Source organism: Marinobacter halotolerans, from assembly GCF_008795985.1.
Taxonomy (GTDB): domain Bacteria; phylum Pseudomonadota; class Gammaproteobacteria; order Pseudomonadales; family Oleiphilaceae; genus Marinobacter; species Marinobacter halotolerans.
Genome location: NZ_VMHP01000001.1, coordinates 779,010 through 796,782 on the forward strand (window position 1 = coordinate 779,010; position 17,773 = coordinate 796,782).

The window sequence follows — 17,773 nt, forward strand, 5'->3', positions numbered from 1 at the left end:
TAGTCTGCGAGAGGCCTTACGCTACCACAGGTACCCGTTGGCTGCGGGACAGAGGTCAATTCTGATTCAGCTGCTGGTGCTTCAGCATCTGTTCCATCATAAGTTGCATCTGATCCATCCGGTTTTCCATCATCTGCAAACGCTGCCCGCTATCCATTCCGGGGCCGCCGGTCTGATTTCCCTGGGCATTACCGGGCTGCTTCTTGCCCTGGCTATTCATCATGCCCGGGTTGTTGCCCATCATTCCCTGGCCATTACCCATCATACCGGGCCCCATCATGCCGCCCTGCATCATGTCCATGTGCTGTTGCATGGCCTCCATGTGCTCCTGCATCAGCCGCTGGCGCTCCTGCGGCGAGCTGGCCTTGGGTACCTGCTGCATCATGGACTGCATTTGCGTCATGTTTTCATGCATCTGCTGCATCTGTTCCTGATTCATCATCCCGCCGCGGGGCATTTGGCCGGGATTGCCTTGCGCAAAAGCCCAGGCCGGCGCTGCCACTAGAACGGAACACGCAACTAAACGATTAAATCTGTTCATGAAATACTCCTTGTCGGCTGCATGTATCTACATCATTTTCAGTAAAGACCATAAAACTGAACTGCAACTGAAAAAAGAACGCCGATTCAGATTAAGTGACCATTTCTTGACCTGAATCAGTTTTCCACTTCTGTCTGGATCGACCTCCAGGCTGGCAACAGGCTTTATGACTTCACTGACTCTTGCGAACACAGCAATTACTGAGACTGACCCCGGCACTCTGGATTGCGAGATCCGTCCCTGTGCCGATGGCCAGGCCAACATCCGGTTGCCAATCAGTACCTGCCGACCTTCTCAACCAAAACCGTTTGATCCGGATTTTTCGTGGTCATGATGACCGTGATGATCGGCGGGTCGCTCCTCAGACATTACGATCGTCACTCTTGTCTGCAGGCCAGGGCGAGAACGCAAGGAAATAAAGCAGAAAAAGATTGACCAGCGGGATCAGTATCAGAAGGCCGAGCGGCCCCGGGTACCCCATACGCTGGCAAAGACGCCAGGCGGGAATCACAACGATGACGCCAATCACCAGCATCCACAGCCAGTGACCTGCCCACATGGTGTGACCAAACGCATTATTTTCCATCATCAGCTGAATATCCTTTTCGAGAGTCCACCTGCGGTATGAGCGATAGCGTGAACCAGACGGCTCATAGAGTTACAAAGTTAATCTGTGTTCTTTCGCAGAAGCCCACCTTTAAAAATAAACCACATAAACCTTAATTCAAACTGAATCTCATAGGTGCCCCGATACAAATCCGCCACTATAATTGAATCAATTAAAAAGCTGATGATTGGCAAAGGAGCGTGCCATGACCAAGCGCCTGGTAATCTGTGCCGATGGCACCTGGAACCGCCCGGAAGAGGATCTGCAGAAAGATGTTCCCACCAACGTGCTGAGAATTGCACGGGCAATCCGGCCGTTTGCGGCGGATGGACTGCCCCAGCATGTGTTTTATGACTGGGGAATCGGCTCGTATCATAACGCCCTGGTCGGCGGCATCACCGGTCAGGGCATCCACAAGAACATCATGGATGCGTACCGTTATATTGTTCAGAACTACGCCCCCGGCACAGACATCTATCTGTTCGGATTCAGCCGCGGCGCCTACACCATTCGCTCACTCTGCGGTCTGATCAACAACTGCGGCATTCTGAAACGGCCCGACGCAAGGCTGATCCAGCAGGCGTTTGACCACTACAAAAAAAGCGGTGAGGCCTGGAAACCATCCGGCCGAAAATCCATTGAATTTCGCGAGGCCCACAGCCATGAATCCCGCGAAATACGGTTTGTGGGTGCATGGGATACGGTGGGCGCGCTCGGGGTGCCCTTTTCTCTGTTGGGGCTGTTTGATCGCAAGGACGAATTCTATGATACCAAGCTGGGTAGTAACGTTCGTGTGGCCCGGCATGCACTGGCAATTGACGAACGCCGAGAGGACTTTGAACCCACACTCTGGCAACCCCGCGAAGGGCTGGACCTTGAACAGGTATGGTTCGCCGGCTCCCACAGCGATATAGGCGGCGGCTATCCGGAGGACGATCAGGGCCTGCTGGCCTCAGACATCGCTTTGCAGTGGATGGCACAACAGGCCCAAAAGGCTGAGCTCGATCTCGAAGAGCACCTTCTTGCAAACCTGGACCCCAGCCCCAGTGCCAGACTGCACAATTCGCGGCGTCATATTTTCCGGTTTTCAACGCCCCTGGTCCGAAACCTGAAACCGGGTGATCTTGAAACCTCCGTTCACCCATCGGTGGAAAAGCGCTGGCATTCGCAGCCGGATTACCGGCCACCCAACCTCAGGCAGATCGGGTTCCCCGATGGGCGCGGTTGAAAAATGGCGGCGACGATCCAATGTATACAAGTAGAAGGGCGAAGGGATGCCCCAATTCGTTTACCAACACAGGAGGTGTACTCCTATGGCAAACTCAGAACAGAAATGGTTCGACCTTTACGAACGCTATACCGAGAAAACGAAAGAGTTCTTTAACGAGTCCAAAGAGTCAACTGTCGAGGCGCTTGATGAGGCGCTGGAAAAGGCCAAGGATTCGCTGCACAAAACCGGTGAGTTGACCCAGGAAGAAGGCCGTCAGTTCAAGGCCTACCTCAAGCGGGATCTGGAACAGACCGGCAACGACTTCAACCGCTGGAGCCAGTGGATCAAGACCCACTCCTCCCCTAACCGCGTTCAGTCAGGCTTTATGGAGCTGACTGCCAAGGTTGCCGACAGTGGCAGCAATTTCCTGGAGCGGCTGTCGGAATGGGCAAAAGAGACGGGCGTCTACCACACTGGCGAAATTGCGGTACCAGGCGCATTCAAATGTCGTGCCTGTGAGGGAGAGCTGCACTTTGAGGCGGCTGGCAGACTACCCCCCTGCCCTAAGTGCTCGAAAACCGAATTCCGTCGGGTGGGCTAACGCAAGCCCGGCCCCATCCGGAATTAACAAAAAGGCGCCCCAGGGCGCCTTTTTCGTGCTGCTGTCTTTTAGAACATCACTCGTGCGCCGATGACTGCAAACCAGTCTTCCGTGCTTCCGCCACCGTCTCTCGCAAGGTCAGCCGTATCGCTGTACTTACGCTCGTGAACCACACCCACGTAGGGTGAGAACGTTCGCTCGAAAAGGTCGTAGCTCAGCCGAAGCCCTACTTCAGTGGAATTGAGTCCCTTACCGACGCCGATCTCCCGATCCTCAGAAAGCGCCACCAGGGTTTCCAGACTGGCCGACAGGATCCAGTAATTGGTGATCAGCAACTCGTATTCTGCCTCTAAATCTATGGAAGCATCGCCTTCATCGCTGACATACAGGTTGGTATCCACCTCGACCCACTGAGGCGCCAGGCCGGTAAGCCCTAGTACGCCGTAGACCCGGTCTGCTCCTTCCGGGGTGTCGATACGAACGCCGGCTTTTGCATCCCAGAAATCGCTAACCGGGGTCTGGGCAACAAACTGGTTTTCCAGGGTTTCCCAGGCATTGTGAGCTTCTTCCCATTCTCCCGCGAACAGCCAGTGAAATTTGAGTTCGTCGGTCCCATAGAAAGCACCGCCCTCAATCACCGCCAGCTCTTCGTCGGCGTCGCTGTATCGATACTCCAGTTTTTCGGCGGACACCCCCCAGAAGGATTTTGCGGTCTGGGTTTTCTTGGCCAGGTCGCTCTGTGCCATTGCCGGGGTCACCAGGGTAGCCATGGCCAGCGAGAAGGCGCTCAGGGATGCCGTCAATCGGGTCATGACTCACCTCCCTGTTGCCCTTTTTGCGTACGTTCAGCAACTTCGCTGTCCGGACCGCCTTCAACCACGATTTTTCGGAACATGCCAGACGCTGCGTGATATGACAGATGGCAGTGGAACGCCCATTGGCCCGGGGCATCCACCTCGGTTTCCATATAGACGGTGGTTGCCGGCGACACGCTGATCACGTGTTTGACGGGGTTCCATTTACCTTCGCCCACGTCAAGAATCGACCACATGCCATGCAGGTGCATCGGATGGGTCATCATGGTCTCGTTGACGAATTTAAAGCGCACCCGTTCGCCGTATTGAAGCACGACCGGATCCGCATCCTCGTATTTCACACCGTTGATGCTCCACTCGTAGCGCTCCATGTTACCGGTCAGGCGCATCTCGATTTCACGCGTGGCTTCACGGTGCTCATAGAGCGGGTTCTGTGCTTTCAGATCGGCATAGGACAGAAACTTTCCACCGTTGGCCGCTTTCGGCATCAAACCACTTCCGGCGGCATAGAAAGGATCGCTGGCATCCCCGCCCGACATGCTCATGGCCGAGTGATCCATGCCTGCCATATCGCCATGGTTCATGGAGCCGTGATCCATTATGGCCTTACCCATGTCACTCTGATCCGCGCCTCCATGATCCATCCCGCCATGGTCCATTCCACCATGATCCATATGCCCGGCCATGTCCGCCATGGTGAGCAACGGTGCCTCTCGCATTTCTGGCACGGCTGCTGTCATGCCCGGCTTCGGCGCCAGAGTGGCCCGGCCAAAACCTGAACGCCCCATGGACTCTGCAAAGATGGTGTAGGCCTTTTCATCCTTGATCCGGACAATGACATCGTAGGTTTCGGCGACACCGATGCGGAATTCGTCCACATTGACCGGCTGAACGTTGTTGCCATCGGCCTGCACCACCGTCATTTCCAGTCCGGGGATACGAATGTCGAAATAGGTCATGGCAGACGAGTTTATGAAGCGCAGGCGTATGCGCTCACCCGGCTCGAACAGGCCGGTCCAGTTCTGCTCCGGGCCCTTGCCATTGATCAGCGCCGTAAAGCCCTGCACGTCTTCGATATCGGCCTTCATCATGCGCATGTCGCCCCACATCAAGCGGTCCTCGAGGGTGGCCACGAAGCCTTTTTCGTCGGCCTCGGCAAAGAAGTCGCCCACGGTCTGCTGCTGACGGTTGTAGTAGTCCGCCGACATCTTCAGATTCCGCATAATGCGATCGCCGGAATGAGGGTGCTTGTCGGTAAGCTGCACCACATAGTCCCGGTCGTAGCGGAACGGCTCCCGGCCCTTCGGCTCGATGACAATTGCGCCATAGGCGCCGTTGGGTTCCTGGAATCCGGAATGACTGTGAAACCAGTAGGTGCCCGCCTGCACGATCGGAAACTGATAAGTGAATGTCTCTCCCGGTTTGATGCCGGCGTAGCTGATGCCGGGCACCCCATCCTGCTGATACGGCAGAATCAGCCCGTGCCAGTGGATAGACGTCATCTCGTCGAGATTGTTGGTGACGTTGATGGTGACGTCTTCGCCTTCCTTTAACCTTAGAACCGGGCCCGGGGAGGCACCGTTATAACCGATACCTTCTTTGACGAAGTCGCCGGTATCGATCTGCACCCGGTCAACTGTCAGATTATATTCCCCAGCGCTCGCGGCAAGGGAAAGCATGCCGCCCGCCAGGGCGACGATCCACTGTTTCATCATGGGGTAACCTACTTACTTGAATTCAATATCGCCGTACATGCCAGCCTGATAATGACCGGGCACATTGCAGGCGAACTCCAGCTCAGCAGGCTTGCTGAACTTCCAGATGATCTCGCCGGACTGGCCCGGTTCCAGCAACACGCTGTTGGCATGGTCATGACTCATGGTGTGGCCATCGCCCATGTCCATTTTCATTGCCTGTTCGTCAATGCGATCGCCTTTGATCACGCCATGCTCGACCATCATCTGCATTTCTTCCTGATGCGCTTCGTGCATGGCCGCAGTCGCAATATTGAACTCATGGACCAGGGCGCCTTCGTTTTTGACCGTGAAACGGATGGTTTCGCCAGGCTTGACGGAGACCGACTCCGGCTCGAAATAGTTATCCATCATGGTGATTGCAACGGTCCGATCAACATTCTTGGCTTTGCCAGGCTGACCAACCATGGGCTTTTCCATTTTTTTGTCATGATGGCCACCGTCATGGGCGCCTGCCGCCCATGCTGTCGAGGCAACGACCATTGCGATGAAAGGAATCAATATTTTCCCGTATGGGTGTTTCATATTCTGCTCCTTGCTGTATTTTTCTATGCGGTTTTTGATGTAATTGAAGGCTAATCTGCCTGCTCAACCTGAATCCAACCTGAATTCTTCATTGCCAGAATTTCAGGTTGGATTCAGACGTTCCGGCTACTCTCTATGATTTACTATGAATCACAAATCAGGTAATGGCAGACGTCCATGAGATTACTTCTGGTAGAAGACGACACCCTGATTGCCCAGACACTGAATCGCCAGCTTTCTGCCGCCGGATTCACCGTGGACCAGGCATCCACCGGGAAGCAGGCGGAGCAGTTGGGCCGGCATGAAGATTACCGTGCGGTTGTTCTTGACCTTGGACTGCCCGACTGCAACGGACTGGATGTTCTGAGGGCATGGCGTAGGGCCAAACTTGCCATGCCGGTGCTTATTCTGACCGCCCGAGGCGAGTGGCAGGACAAGGTCAACGGACTCAAGGCGGGTGCCGACGATTATCTGGCCAAACCTTTCCAGACAGAGGAGCTGCTGGCCCGACTGAACGCGTTGATCCGCCGAAGCGAGGGCCGCGTTGAGGCCAAGCTTACCGCCGGCGGGTTGGAACTGGACGAGCACCGACAGTGCCTCCAGACCCCTGATGGCGCCGAACATTCCCTCACCGGCACCGAATTCCGCCTGTTGCGTTGCCTGATGAGCCGGCCGGGACAGCTGTTCTCCAAGGAACAACTCCTGGAGCAACTGTACAACCTGAGCGACAGCCCCAGCGACAACACCATCGAAGCCTATATTCGCAGACTGAGAAAGCTGGTCGGAACCGAAACCATCTCCACTAGGCGCGGCCAGGGATATGTTTTCAATGACACGCCTTAAAACCCCCGCCTCGGTCAAAAAAACCCTGCTTGCACTATTGCTGCCTGCCGGTATAGGCCTGATGGCCATTGCCTGGCTGATACACGGCCTGCTTCTCGACCGTATGGCCCGCGAATTCGTCGAGACCCGGCTCCAGGATGAAGTCGCGTTCCTTGAGCACCAGATCCGCGATGCCGGGGGGGAGCTGGACGCTCTTCAAACCGGTGATTATTTCCAGGAAGTTTTCCATCATGCCTTTGCGATACGCTCGCCTTCCCGCACCATCATCTCTCCTGAATCCTGGGCACCACTGCTGGGCCCAATGGCCAGCTCCGGACCGGATGGCACCCTGCAGATAAGCGATGCTGCCATCGAAGGGGCGCCTTCTGACATTCTCGCCTACCGGAAATCATTTCGCGTAGGCACCATGCCCGTCGTTGTGATCGTGTCGGAAGATCTTGGCGCCCTGAATCGCAGCCAGGCCGAACTCCACCTCTGGACAGCCGTTGTCTCTGTCTTGCTGATACTACTCCTGGTTGCGGTCATCTGGCTTGGGATCAATCTTTCGCTACGCCCGGTTGTTGCTCTGAAAGCAACGCTGAAACGGCTGCAGCATGGCGAGATATCAAGAATTCATGTGAAGGCCCCGGAAGAATTCCAGCCACTGGTACTGCAACTCAATCAGCTGCTCGACTCCATGGACCAACGTCTTGAACGTTCGCGGGAAGCGCTGGCCAATCTGTCCCACAGCGTGAAAACACCCATTGCGGCAGTGCGGCAAATACTGGCGGACAGCGAGCGCCCCCTCACCAGTGAGCTCAGGCAACAAATGACGGCTCGCCTGGATGATATCGACCGACAGCTTGAGGCGGAGATGCGTCGAAGCCGTTTTGCCGGGCCGCAGGTCGGAAAAAGTGCTTACCCCCTGAAACAGGCACGGGATCTGCTCTGGATGCTGGGCCGGTTGTACCCGGAGAAATCCTTTGAGCTGTCCAGCTCGCTGCCGGAGGAGAGCCGATGGCCGATTGAAGAGCACGATCTGAACGAAATACTGGGTAACCTGATCGACAACGCCGGCAAATGGTCCAGCCACTGTGTTGAGCTTTCACTGGAACAGACAAATGGCGTGATGAGCATTGTGGTCACCGATGACGGCGCCGGTGTAAAAGAAACCGAGATGAACAGCCTCGGGCAAAGAGGATTGCGGCTTGACGAGCAGACCCCCGGGCACGGGCTGGGCCTTGCCATCGTTCGGGAGATTGTGGCTCGTTATGGTGGTAGGCTCAGTTTTTCCGGAGCCTCTGATGGGGGCTTACGCGTGACGATCCTGTTCTGAGATCCTGCCATGCTGTGGTGGCTCCAGGGTTTAAATCACCGATCAATCATTTGGCACGGCAAAGGGCTTTGTGGTATTACCCTCTGCACTGGCCATGCTCTTTTAGATGACGGCCTGCCTCAACAAACGAATCGGCAATTCTATGTCCTGGCTTGAGTACCTCTTACCTTACGATTTCTCGCCGTTGACCGTGCTGAGCTACATGCTTTTGCTGGGGTTTTACGGTGTCGGCCTGCTGCGGATGCAGGATGAGGATCGGCCGGGCGCCCTGAGGATTTTTGCTTTCGTCCTGGGCGTGATGCTCTGCTACGCGGTGATGCAGACCCGCTTCGACTACTACGCCCAGTACATGTTTTTCGTGCATCGCGGCCAGCACCTGATTCTTCACCACATTGGCCCGATACTGATTGCCCTGTCGAACCCCCTGCCGGTGATGCAGTACTGGTACCGCAAGATGAGCCCCGGACTGAAAAGCGCGTTACGGCCGGTAGGATGGGTGTATCAGGTCCTTCAATACCCGCTGATGGCGCTGTTCCTGTTCGTCGGGCTGATTTACTTCTGGCTGTACCCGCCCATTCATTTTGACGCCATGCTCAGCCGCGACCTTTACTGGGTCATGAACTGGAGCATGCTGCTGGACGGCCTGCTGTTCTGGTGGCTGATCTTTGATCCCCGCTCAACGGCAAATACGCCGGCTCTGGGCTATGGCAAACGAATGCTGCTTCTTGCCGCAGCAGGCGTACTCCAGATGATTCTCGGGGCCTGGATCGTTTTCTCACGAGACATGGTTTACGACGTTTACGAAGTCTGTGGCCGCGCCTGGCCCCTGGACCCGGACATTGACCAGCTCGTCGGCGGCATTCTGACCTACATACCACCGGCAATGATGAGCATCCTGGGAATTCTGCTTATCCTCCGGCGGGCCATGCACGAGGACGGAAAATTCCCCAAGCTTGCGAAGAAAGCCTCAAGGGCAGATGAGTCAGCACCATGAAAATCGGCGAAATCTCGAAAGCGACAGGCGTCCCCATAGAGACCATCCGTTATTACGAGAAAATCGGCCTGGTGCCCGCGCCGGAACGTGAGGCCAGCGGCTATCGCTCGTACCGCCAGCACCACCTGGACCGCCTTGTGTTTATCCGTCGGTGCCGCAACCTGGATATGGCTCAGGATGAAATCCGCGAACTGATTCGCCTTGCCGACCAGCCGGATGCCGATTGCAGCGACGTTGATGCCCTTCTGGCCCGACACCTTGGCCATGTTCGCCGACGCCTGGAAGAGCTGACCCGCCTGGAAGAAACGCTGACCCAGCTTCAGACTGCCTGCTCTCAGGGCCGCACGGTCAGTGAATGCGGCATACTCGGCGGACTTACCTCCGAGTCTCTTCCCGAACCACAGCCCGATGGTCACAACCACATTCCGGGATCCCACGGCCCGAACTCATAACCCCCGTTGACTCTGTAGCAACTACAGGCTTTTAAATGCCTGGTAAAGGCTGACAGGAGAATCTCATGGCATGCAGTTGCTCTGGTCCGGAACCCACAGGACCGGATCCCCGTTTTCGCAAAGCACTCTGGTTTGCCCTGTGGGTGAACCTGATCATGTTTGTGGTGGAGGGTGCCGCCAGCCTGCAGTCCGGCTCGGTCTCACTGATGGCGGACGCAATCGACTTTTTCGGGGACAGCGCCAACTACGTGCTGTCTCTGTCGGTGCTTTCCATGGGCATGCTCTGGCGAGGCCGTGCGGCAATGGTCAAAGGCATTACCATGGCGGTGTTTGGCTTTGTCGTGCTGGGCCGGGCAATCTGGGTCCTGCAGGCTGGCATCACCCCGGAACCCTTCACCATGGGGGCCGTGGGGCTGCTGGCACTGGCCGCAAACCTGGCCGTGGCGATAACACTGTTCAAATTCCGTCAGGGCGATTCCGATATGCGATCGGTCTGGCTTTGCAGTCGTAACGATGCCATTGGCAACGTTGCCGTCATGGCTGCTGCACTGGGCGTATTCGGAACCGGCTCAGCCTGGCCGGATCTGGCCGTTGCGGCGGTCATGGGCTCTCTGGCAATTACCGCGGGTATCAGCGTTGTGCGTCACGCCAGGGATGATATCCGTCAGGCCGGCAAGGGCTCAGCGGCAGAATCAGCGAACGGTAACGGGGTCGAAGTCCGATAGCCGGAATTGCAGCTCATCATCGGCCATCATCGGATGGCCGTCGTAATCAATGTGGGTCGGGAAACCGAACTCACTGTCGTAGGACACGTCCAGTTTGTGGGCCTGCCGGTCCACGGCCTTCTGGATAAATTCAAACAGCCCTTCCACCGTCATACGCCGGGCATCCGCCTGGCTCAGATGGTTGAGGGGCTGATTTAGGCCTTCCATGGCAACCACCCTGCCATTCTCAACCTCCAGCCGGATGGGCTGCACCAGTTCCCGGGGGCAGAAACAGGTCTGCTGAGCGGTAACGACGTAATGTGCCACACCGCTTTGCCGCCAGAGCTGACGGGCGTCATCCAGGTTTTCCGGGGGCTTAACATCCGCCACCTGGCCATCGGCCCTGGGGGCCGACGACCCACACCCGACCAGCACTGCAACGGTAACTGCAAGAACCAAAGGCCGGAATGCCATCATGCAGACCTCGTCGCCAGGCGACCAAACCCGGCAATACCCGCCAGCAGCCAGAACCAGCCAACGGATCCACCACCGCCACTACTCCCACCGCTTGCGGTTGTTGTGGACCCATCAGTGTCTCTTTGTGGCGCTTCGGGAGCGCTTGGCTCATCGGTGGTGGTGTTATCACCCTCGGCAACGGCAAACCGGGTTTGCAGAATGTCGTTGGCAGAGCGAATGTCTTTCACATCACCGCTGTCACTCACCAGAGCCACGCCCTGCATCAGGTTAAGTGTTGCCAGATTGCCGGGCGTTGCCGAGACGGAAAGCCGCTGGCCGGTTCTGGCCTGGGCGCCATCGCAGCGAAAGCCGGTATCGGAGGTGAGCGTGCAGGCGGCGCCGCCAAGCGTCACTTCCTGCAGACGGCCTTCGCCCTCGCCAATCGAGCCCTCGACTGCCAGACGGTCTGCTGGTTGGGAGCTGTCCCGGTAAGCCAGATCGAAACTGGCCTGGAAAACCTCACCACGGGTGACTTCAGCAGGATTGCCCGCCAGCGCTGCGATGCCGGCGTCCGCCGGGAAATTGAAACACTGCTCAACCGAAGACAGAGCGGAAATCTGGCTGGAAATCTGTTCGAAAGAACAGCTTGAAAACTCCGACGCACTGCCACTGACCGAAGGGCTCATTATCTTTCCGCTAACCGGGCATCCATTATCGCTTGAGCCGGTTCCGTCATGACCGGAGCCAAGGTTATGGCCGATTTCATGGGCGATCACCACGGCGGTGGTGGCATTTGAGTTGAAGGCGTTAGTGACCCCGCTAGCGAAGCCGAAGCTGTTGCAGACCGATCCCACATAGGCGACACCAGCCGTGCTTCCGTCGAAATCCCGCCCGCTGACGAGATGAAAAATGGATCGGTCGCTTTCCAGAAAGCCCACGGCACCGTTGCCCCGCTTCTGGGCAATGTCGTCCAGCAGCATCCCGGCATCCAGAGTGGAACTGAACAGATCGTTATCCATGTAAGTCAAAGACAGGGTGTCAAACACGATCCCGAACCGGGCCTTGTAGAAGCCCTCCACCATATTCAGGATCGCGCCTGCACGGGATTTGAAATCAGAGGAAAACCGGCTCTGGAACTGCAGATCAAAAGCCAGTTCCAGCTCCAGCATCAGGCAGGCGCCATCCACCTTGTCGGTACAGAGCGTGTCGTAGTTGGCGGTGACGGCCTGAGCCATGGCCGTGCTGGCAAGGCTGTCCGGGGTTATACTGGCGTCCGCGTGCATGTGATCAAGGCCACACTGGGGCGTTTCCTGGTGGCTGAAGCTGAAACTGGCCACCTGATCATTGCCACCACTGCGGATGCTGTGAAGGCGGTTGAACACAAACGCCAGACCTTCCCAGCTTCCGTCAATACGGGACACGCGAACCCAGCTGTCCGGATCTTCCGGGAAATGACCCTGGTAATGCACATCCTCTCCGGAGCCGGCCACCTCATTGATCTGGCTGGCCTCAAGAAGGGCCTCGTAGGCGTGCCCGCCAATCCACAGGGGTTTTACCAGAGTGCCACTGTCAACCGCCGCAGACACCGATGCGGTGGCTGTCAGAAATACACCGGCAAGCAGCACCATCACAAACTGTATAGACTTGATCTGCATTACAACGCCCGTTCCGAAGTTTGATAGGTAACGCTAATCAATTGGGAGAACGGGCGCAGTTACCATTCCGTAACGGCTTGTATTTATGCCCAACAATACGCATTTACAGAATTTCCTGAGGGCGTGGATGCCCCTGATGGTGGTAGCCACCGCCCTGGTGATTCTCGAACTCATCATCAGGGTTCACCCACCTGCCGCAGAGCTGCTGCAATGGACACGGTACGAGCTGGGCCAGGGCCAGTGGTGGCGGTTGCTGACCGGGCACTGGGTGCACCTGGGCCCGACTCACCTGGTTCTGAATCTGGCGGGGCTACTGTTATTGGGGCTACTTTTTGATACCAGGCTTCCTCCAGCCTGGTGGACCGGTTACCTGCTGGGGGCTCCGGTTGCCATTTCTACAGGCTTGCTATGGGCTACGCCTGAGCTGGACTGGTATCAGGGGTTTTCCGGGTGTCTGCACGGTCTGTTTGTGCTTCTGGCACTGGCCAATGCGCGCAGCAGCCCCCGATGGAGCGCTCTGTTGCTGGGTCTTTTGACGGTCAAGCTGATCCTTGAGCCTTTTTCCGCTGATGTTCCGGGACTGCCGAATAACACGGCAGATATGATCGGCGCGCCGATCATTTTTCAGGCCCACTCGCTGGGCGCGCTGACGGGGTTGGCAGCCGGCCTGGTGTTTTTATTTTCGAACAGGCGCGTTAAGCTGAAAATTGAACCATAAAGCACAACCAATGCAGCAATAGTCGCACGCAGAGGAGTTGCCACATGAGCACCGCGAAGAACACCGCAACCAGCAGTCACCAGCCATTTCTCTCCGACATCAAGGCAATCCGCGAGCGCGCCCGCGCCAATATGCGCGATGGCGCAGTTACTGAAGGCTACAACGCTGACCGCGAGACCGTGATCAAAATCCTCAATGAGGCACTCGCGACCGAGATCGTCTGCGTTCTGCGCTACAAGCACCATTACTATGCCGCTGACGGGCTGAATGCCGAAGCCGTCGCGCAGGAATTTCTCGAACATGCCCAGCAGGAACAGGGCCACGCCGATCAGATTGCCGAGCGTATTGCGCAACTGGGCGGGAAACCGGATCTGTCACCGGACAGCCTGTCGACCCGCAGCCATTCAGAATACGTCGAAGGCGACACGCTAAAGGAAATGATCGAGGAAGACCTGGTGGCAGAGCGCATCGCTATCGACAGCTACCGTGAAATCATCCAGTACCTGGGCGATAAGGACCCCACCACTCGCCGGTTGATGGAAGAGATTCTCGCAGTTGAGGAAGAACATGCCGACGACATGGCGGGGCTGCTTCAGGGCTACAGCTAACAGACCTAAGCGCCCGTGCAAAGGGTACCCAGCAGGTCAGTACCCTTTGCTTCCCACCACACCCCTTCCAAGCATACCGACACTCCGGCCACTGGTGGTTTTTTAGCCAGACACTGAATACCTGTTCAATTTGTTGTATACTCATTCAACTTTCGCTTTTCTGGATGACCTAAACAATGGCTGAACGGGTTTTTGACCAAACGTTTGACTACGTGATCGTTGGAGCAGGCTCTGCCGGCTCTGTACTGGCAAACAGACTGTCTGCCGACGGTCAGCATCGGGTTCTGGTCCTCGAATACGGGGGCAAGGACAACTCGGTGTTCATCAAAATGCCATCCGCCTTTTCTATCCCCATGGGCATGAGCAAGTACGACTGGGGGTTTCATACCCAGCCCGAGGCCGGGCTCCAGGGGCGGAAGCTGCATCAGGCGCGTGGAAAGGTGATCGGTGGTTCCTCTTCGGTCAACGGCATGGCTTACGTCCGCGGTAATGCCGGTGACTTCGCTGAGTGGGAGTCGCTGGGTGCCCAGGGCTGGAGTTACCGGGATGTGCTGCCTTATTTCCGTCGTGCTGAAGACTGTGTTTATGGCTCCGACAACTATCGTGGCGTTGATGGCAACCTGACCACCTGTAACGGTAACGGAATGAAAAACCCGCTCTACCGCGCATTTATAGACGCCGGCAAGCAGGCAGGATACGGCGAAACCGATGACTATAACGGCCATCGCCAGGAAGGTTTCTGCCGCATGGACATGACCGTTCGCAACGGTGTGCGCTGCTCCACGGCAATGGCCTACCTGAAGCCTGCGCTGAACCGGAGCAACCTGACCCTGGAGACTCACGCCCTCACCACCCGGGTTCTCATGGACGGTACTAAAGCCGTGGGCGTGGAGTACCGTCAGCGCGGCAAAACTGTTCGGGTACGCGCAGAGAAAGAGGTAATTCTGTCGGCCAGTGCCTTCAACTCGCCGAAGTTGCTGATGCTGTCGGGTATTGGCCCGGCCACCGAACTGCAACGCCACGGCATTGATGTCGTTCACAATCTGCCCGGTGTGGGCAAAAATCTGCAGGACCATCTGGAAGTTTGGGTCCAGCAGGCCTGCAAGCAGAAGATTACGCTGAACGGTTGGCTGGGTCCGCTTGGCAAGGCGCTGATCGGCGCGCGTTGGCTGTTATCCCGAACCGGGCTGGGTGCGACCAATCATTTCGAGTCCAACGGCTATATCCGCAGCCGGGCCGGGCTGCAATATCCGGATATCCAATACCATTTCCTCCCCGGCGCCATCGCTTATGACGGATCAAGTGCGTCGGAAGGGCATGGTTTCCAGGTGCACCTGGGTCACAACAAGCCCAAAAGCCGTGGTGAGGTCACACTCAAGTCTGCCGATCCGGAGGCAGCGCCAGAGATTGTTTTCAACTATCTGAGTGAAGAAGAGGATCGGATTGCCTGGCGGCGGGCCCTGCGGCTGACGCGGGAAATTTTTGCCCAGGCGGCCTTTGACCCTTATCGAGGAGAAGAACTGTCCCCCGGCAAGAACGTGCAAACCGACGATGAGATTGACCAGTGGGTCGCAAGCACGGCTGAAACCGCCTACCACCCGGCGGGCAGCTGTCGCATGGGTGAGGACGCCATGGCGGTGGTGGATTCCGAATGCAGGGTCCATGGCATTGCCGGTCTGCGGGTGGTGGATTCTTCGATCATGCCGACTGTCACCAATGGCAACCTGAACGCACCGACCATCATGATCGGCGAGAAAGCAGCAGACCACATTCTTGGTCGGGGCATGCTGTCGCCGTCCGAAGCGCCCATCTTCTCGGTAGAAGACTGGCCCGAGCGTCAGCGGCTCGGTATGCCAGAGCGCCAGCTGTGAGGCACCCGCTCATGCAGCTATTCATTGAACTTTGATGAGGGACTATGGCGAAAATTTCCATTGAGTCTATCAGGCGGCAAGAACTGATTGAGGCCACCCTGAAAGTCATTGAGGTCCACGGGTTTCAGGCGGCGACTGTCGCAAAAATCAGCCAGGTCTCTGGCCTTTCCGTGGGCATTGTCAGCCACTACTTCGGCGGTAAACAGGCGTTGTTGGAGGCTGCGATGCAGCACCAGTTATCGCTGATGAAGCGAGATCTGGCGAACTTGCTGGCCAAGCTCCCGAATGACCCTCATGCACGATTGATGGCAATCGTGGACGCTAACTTTTCTGGCTCCCAGACTGCAGACAAATCAGCAAAAACCTGGCTGGCGTTCTGGTCCCAGGCGATGCACAGCCCTGCGCTGGCCCGCCTGCAGCGATTGAACGAGCGCAGGCTACTGTCGAACCTGAAATTCTATTTGCGCAAATTATTGCCCGATGAACAGGTTGCAGCCACCGCACACAGCGTGGCCGCCCTGATCGACGGTTTCTGGCTGAGGACGGCCCTAAGCGAGGGCCGGATTGAAACAGACCGGGCTGCCAATTTGTGCAAAAGCTACATAGATTTAACCATTCGCCATGCAGAGGAGCTTTCATCATGACGACTCCCGTCTACAGATCCTTTATCGCCGGCAAGCCGTTTGCCAATCAGTCCGGCGAAACCTTCGATGTGATCAATCCCGGTACCGGCAAAGTCATCTATCGGGTTGAACAGGCCGATGAGTCAGTCATGCAGGCGGCTGTCGCTTCAGCCCGGGAAGGATTCGAAGCGTGGTCTGCCATGACCGGAAAAGAGCGCGGCCGCATCCTTAACCGGGCCGTTGCCCTGCTGCATGAGCGTAACGATGAGCTGGCGGCGGTCGAAGTGGCTGACACCGGTAAGCCCTGGCAGGAAGCTGTAGAGGTTGATGTTGTGACCGGTGCCGACAGTATCGAGTTTTTTGCCGGTGAAGCGGCGGGGCTTGAGGGCACGGCTCAGGATCTGGGCGGTGATTTCTACTATACCCGCCGAGAGCCGCTGGGCATCTGTGCAGGCATAGGCGCCTGGAATTATCCGCTACAGATTGCATGCTGGAAGTCTGCGCCGGCCCTGGCTGCGGGCAACAGCATGATTTTCAAACCCTCGGAAGAAACCCCGATGGGCGCGCTAAAACTGGCAGAAATCTTCATCGAAGCAGGCATGCCGGCCGGTGTGTTCAACGTGGTGCAGGGTGATTATCAGGTTGGTCAGATGCTGACGGCCCATCCCTCGATTGCCAAGGTGTCTTTCACCGGAGAAGCGGAAACCGGTCGCACCATCATGGCGGATTCCGCGAAAACGCTCAAACAGGTCACTTTGGAACTGGGCGGCAAATCGCCAATGATCATCTTCGACGATGCAGAGCTCGATCAGGCTGTTTCTGGCGCCATGCTGGGTAATTTTTATACTCAGGGTGAGATCTGCACCAATGGCACCCGGGTCTTTGTGCATCGCTCGATCGTTCAGCCATTTATCGATCAGCTGCTCGAGCGTACCCGAAACAACATCGTTATTGGCGATCCTTCCAATCCAGAAACCAATCTGGGGGCCCTGATCTCTGAAAAGCATTTGAATGTGGTTCTGGACTATATTGAAAAAGGAAAGAACGAAGGCGCAACACTTGCCATCGGCGGTAACCGCGTTCAGCCCCAGGGCGTTGAGGACGGTTACTACCTCCAGCCCACCGTCTTTACAGACTGCACCGATGACATGACCATCGTGCGGGAAGAAATTTTTGGCCCGGTGATGTCAGTGCTCGTTTTTGACGACGAGGACGAAGTCATTCGCCGTGCCAACGATACCGATTACGGGCTTGCTGCCGGTGTGTTTACCCGCGACATAAAGCGTGCCCACCGCGTTATTCACCGCATGGAGGCAGGCATCTGCTGGATCAACAGCTGGGGCGCTTCCCCCGGCGAGATGCCCGTCGGCGGCTACAAATTGTCTGGCATCGGCCGGGAAAACGGCCGCGCGGCGCTAGAGCATGTAACTCAGCTTAAATCGATTTATGTCGGAATGTGCGATCTGGAATCGCCCTTCTGA

At 56.8% G+C, this 17,773-nt stretch carries 19 protein-coding genes; 12 read left to right on the forward strand and 7 right to left on the reverse strand.

Translation table 11 applies throughout. From position 1 onward, the window contains the following. Positions 1-55: 55 nt before the first annotated feature. Entirely contained in the window at positions 56-541 is a 486-nt protein-coding gene (locus FPL19_RS03655; protein ID WP_150910702.1) for a hypothetical protein, read from the reverse strand. Positions 542-902: 361 nt separating this feature from the next. After that, entirely contained in the window at positions 903-1,130 is a 228-nt protein-coding gene (locus tag FPL19_RS03660; RefSeq protein WP_150910704.1) for a hypothetical protein, read from the reverse strand. 223 nt (positions 1,131-1,353) lie between these two features. Between FPL19_RS03660 and FPL19_RS03665 the strand changes: the two genes are divergently transcribed. Together FPL19_RS03665 and FPL19_RS03670 are read left to right on the forward strand one after the other, a co-directional pair. After that, positions 1,354-2,376: a DUF2235 domain-containing protein gene (locus tag FPL19_RS03665; protein ID WP_150910706.1), complete on the forward strand. Its 1,023-nt coding sequence runs from the start codon at positions 1,354-1,356 to the stop codon at positions 2,374-2,376. 85 nt (positions 2,377-2,461) lie between these two features. Continuing rightward, positions 2,462-2,959 carry a zinc ribbon-containing protein gene (locus FPL19_RS03670; RefSeq protein WP_191965212.1) on the forward strand — a complete coding sequence of 166 codons (498 nt, stop codon included), beginning with the start codon at positions 2,462-2,464 and terminating at the stop codon, positions 2,957-2,959. A 68-nt stretch (positions 2,960-3,027) separates the two neighbouring features. On the opposite strand, the gene FPL19_RS03675 is transcribed toward FPL19_RS03670, so the two are convergent. Genes FPL19_RS03675 through FPL19_RS03685 form a run of 3 tightly spaced genes read right to left on the reverse strand, consistent with a single transcriptional unit; the run spans position 3,028 to position 6,053 of the window. After that, positions 3,028-3,771, reverse strand: a complete 744-nt coding sequence (locus FPL19_RS03675; RefSeq protein WP_150910710.1) for a copper resistance protein B — start codon at positions 3,769-3,771, stop codon at positions 3,028-3,030. Beyond that, on the reverse strand, positions 3,768-5,489 hold the full coding sequence (locus FPL19_RS03680) for a copper resistance system multicopper oxidase (RefSeq protein WP_404802793.1): 1,722 nt from the start codon (positions 5,487-5,489) through the stop codon (positions 3,768-3,770). The genes FPL19_RS03675 and FPL19_RS03680 overlap by 4 nt, the downstream gene beginning before the upstream one ends. A gap of 12 nt (positions 5,490-5,501) precedes the next feature. After that, on the reverse strand, positions 5,502-6,053 hold the full coding sequence (locus tag FPL19_RS03685; RefSeq protein WP_150910712.1) for a cupredoxin domain-containing protein: 552 nt from the start codon (positions 6,051-6,053) through the stop codon (positions 5,502-5,504). A gap of 177 nt (positions 6,054-6,230) precedes the next feature. Between FPL19_RS03685 and FPL19_RS03690 the strand changes: the two genes are divergently transcribed. The 5 genes from FPL19_RS03690 to FPL19_RS03710 all read left to right on the forward strand — a co-directional run bounded on the left by FPL19_RS03690 (position 6,231) and on the right by FPL19_RS03710 (position 10,382). Beyond that, complete coding sequence (locus FPL19_RS03690) at positions 6,231-6,896, forward strand: response regulator transcription factor (protein ID WP_150910714.1); 666 nt, start codon at positions 6,231-6,233, stop codon at positions 6,894-6,896. Next, positions 6,883-8,211, forward strand: coding sequence for an ATP-binding protein (locus FPL19_RS03695; RefSeq protein ID WP_150910716.1), 1,329 nt, complete (start codon positions 6,883-6,885; stop codon positions 8,209-8,211). Before FPL19_RS03690 ends, FPL19_RS03695 begins: the two co-directional genes overlap by 14 nt. Positions 8,212-8,353: 142 nt before the next feature. Continuing rightward, positions 8,354-9,205, forward strand: a complete 852-nt coding sequence (locus tag FPL19_RS03700; protein WP_150910718.1) for a cytochrome c oxidase assembly protein — start codon at positions 8,354-8,356, stop codon at positions 9,203-9,205. Further along, positions 9,202-9,657 carry a Cd(II)/Pb(II)-responsive transcriptional regulator gene (gene cadR / locus FPL19_RS03705; protein ID WP_150910720.1) on the forward strand — a complete coding sequence of 152 codons (456 nt, stop codon included), beginning with the start codon at positions 9,202-9,204 and terminating at the stop codon, positions 9,655-9,657. The genes FPL19_RS03700 and cadR overlap by 4 nt, the downstream gene beginning before the upstream one ends. 65 nt (positions 9,658-9,722) lie before the next feature. Next, the gene (locus FPL19_RS03710; RefSeq protein WP_150910722.1) at positions 9,723-10,382 is read left to right on the forward strand and encodes a cation diffusion facilitator family transporter; all 660 of its coding nucleotides are present in this window, start codon (positions 9,723-9,725) and stop codon (positions 10,380-10,382) included. On the opposite strand, the gene FPL19_RS03715 is transcribed toward FPL19_RS03710, so the two are convergent. Both FPL19_RS03715 and FPL19_RS03720 read right to left on the reverse strand, forming a co-directional pair. Beyond that, positions 10,350-10,838 (reverse strand): DUF6174 domain-containing protein, encoded by a 489-nt coding sequence (locus tag FPL19_RS03715; RefSeq protein WP_150910724.1) that lies wholly within the window; start codon positions 10,836-10,838, stop codon positions 10,350-10,352. The genes FPL19_RS03710 and FPL19_RS03715 overlap by 33 nt on opposite strands. Beyond that, positions 10,835-12,472 (reverse strand): M12 family metallo-peptidase, encoded by a 1,638-nt coding sequence (locus FPL19_RS03720; RefSeq protein WP_150910726.1) that lies wholly within the window; start codon positions 12,470-12,472, stop codon positions 10,835-10,837. The genes FPL19_RS03715 and FPL19_RS03720 overlap by 4 nt, the downstream gene beginning before the upstream one ends. Before the next feature lie 85 nt (positions 12,473-12,557). Here FPL19_RS03720 and rrtA point away from each other — a divergent pair, with 85 nt between their 5' ends. The 5 genes from rrtA to betB all read left to right on the forward strand — a co-directional run bounded on the left by rrtA (position 12,558) and on the right by betB (position 17,773). Beyond that, a complete protein-coding gene (rrtA, locus tag FPL19_RS03725; protein WP_150910728.1) occupies positions 12,558-13,190 on the forward strand; it encodes a rhombosortase in 633 nt (210 codons plus the stop codon). Between the two features lie 44 nt (positions 13,191-13,234). Then, the gene (locus FPL19_RS03730) at positions 13,235-13,798 is read left to right on the forward strand and encodes a ferritin-like domain-containing protein (RefSeq protein WP_150910730.1); all 564 of its coding nucleotides are present in this window, start codon (positions 13,235-13,237) and stop codon (positions 13,796-13,798) included. A 176-nt stretch (positions 13,799-13,974) separates the two neighbouring features. Next, complete coding sequence (gene betA, locus FPL19_RS03735; RefSeq protein ID WP_150910732.1) at positions 13,975-15,669, forward strand: choline dehydrogenase; 1,695 nt, start codon at positions 13,975-13,977, stop codon at positions 15,667-15,669. Positions 15,670-15,713: 44 nt separating this feature from the next. Continuing rightward, positions 15,714-16,313 carry a transcriptional regulator BetI gene (betI, locus tag FPL19_RS03740; protein ID WP_150910734.1) on the forward strand — a complete coding sequence of 200 codons (600 nt, stop codon included), beginning with the start codon at positions 15,714-15,716 and terminating at the stop codon, positions 16,311-16,313. Then, the gene (betB, locus tag FPL19_RS03745) at positions 16,310-17,773 is read left to right on the forward strand and encodes a betaine-aldehyde dehydrogenase (RefSeq protein WP_150910736.1); all 1,464 of its coding nucleotides are present in this window, start codon (positions 16,310-16,312) and stop codon (positions 17,771-17,773) included. The genes betI and betB overlap by 4 nt, the downstream gene beginning before the upstream one ends.

Bases quoted from the DNA above. Each gene is read 5' to 3' on its own strand.
- FPL19_RS03655 (WP_150910702.1), bottom strand. From the start codon at position 541: ATGAACAGATTTAATCGTTTAGTTGCGTGTTCCGTTCTAGTGGCAGCG.
- FPL19_RS03660 (WP_150910704.1), bottom strand. From the start codon at position 1,130: ATGATGGAAAATAATGCGTTTGGTCACACCATGTGGGCAGGTCACTGG.
- FPL19_RS03665 (WP_150910706.1), top strand. From the start codon at position 1,354: ATGACCAAGCGCCTGGTAATCTGTGCCGATGGCACCTGGAACCGCCCG.
- FPL19_RS03670 (WP_191965212.1), top strand. From the start codon at position 2,462: ATGGCAAACTCAGAACAGAAATGGTTCGACCTTTACGAACGCTATACC.
- FPL19_RS03675 (WP_150910710.1), bottom strand. From the start codon at position 3,771: ATGACCCGATTGACGGCATCCCTGAGCGCCTTCTCGCTGGCCATGGCT.
- FPL19_RS03680 (WP_404802793.1), bottom strand. From the start codon at position 5,489: ATGATGAAACAGTGGATCGTCGCCCTGGCGGGCGGCATGCTTTCCCTT.
- FPL19_RS03685 (WP_150910712.1), bottom strand. From the start codon at position 6,053: ATGAAACACCCATACGGGAAAATATTGATTCCTTTCATCGCAATGGTC.
- FPL19_RS03690 (WP_150910714.1), top strand. From the start codon at position 6,231: ATGAGATTACTTCTGGTAGAAGACGACACCCTGATTGCCCAGACACTG.
- FPL19_RS03695 (WP_150910716.1), top strand. From the start codon at position 6,883: ATGACACGCCTTAAAACCCCCGCCTCGGTCAAAAAAACCCTGCTTGCA.
- FPL19_RS03700 (WP_150910718.1), top strand. From the start codon at position 8,354: ATGTCCTGGCTTGAGTACCTCTTACCTTACGATTTCTCGCCGTTGACC.
- cadR (WP_150910720.1), top strand. From the start codon at position 9,202: ATGAAAATCGGCGAAATCTCGAAAGCGACAGGCGTCCCCATAGAGACC.
- FPL19_RS03710 (WP_150910722.1), top strand. From the start codon at position 9,723: ATGGCATGCAGTTGCTCTGGTCCGGAACCCACAGGACCGGATCCCCGT.
- FPL19_RS03715 (WP_150910724.1), bottom strand. From the start codon at position 10,838: ATGATGGCATTCCGGCCTTTGGTTCTTGCAGTTACCGTTGCAGTGCTG.
- FPL19_RS03720 (WP_150910726.1), bottom strand. From the start codon at position 12,472: ATGCAGATCAAGTCTATACAGTTTGTGATGGTGCTGCTTGCCGGTGTA.
- rrtA (WP_150910728.1), top strand. From the start codon at position 12,558: ATGCCCAACAATACGCATTTACAGAATTTCCTGAGGGCGTGGATGCCC.
- FPL19_RS03730 (WP_150910730.1), top strand. From the start codon at position 13,235: ATGAGCACCGCGAAGAACACCGCAACCAGCAGTCACCAGCCATTTCTC.
- betA (WP_150910732.1), top strand. From the start codon at position 13,975: ATGGCTGAACGGGTTTTTGACCAAACGTTTGACTACGTGATCGTTGGA.
- betI (WP_150910734.1), top strand. From the start codon at position 15,714: ATGGCGAAAATTTCCATTGAGTCTATCAGGCGGCAAGAACTGATTGAG.
- betB (WP_150910736.1), top strand. From the start codon at position 16,310: ATGACGACTCCCGTCTACAGATCCTTTATCGCCGGCAAGCCGTTTGCC.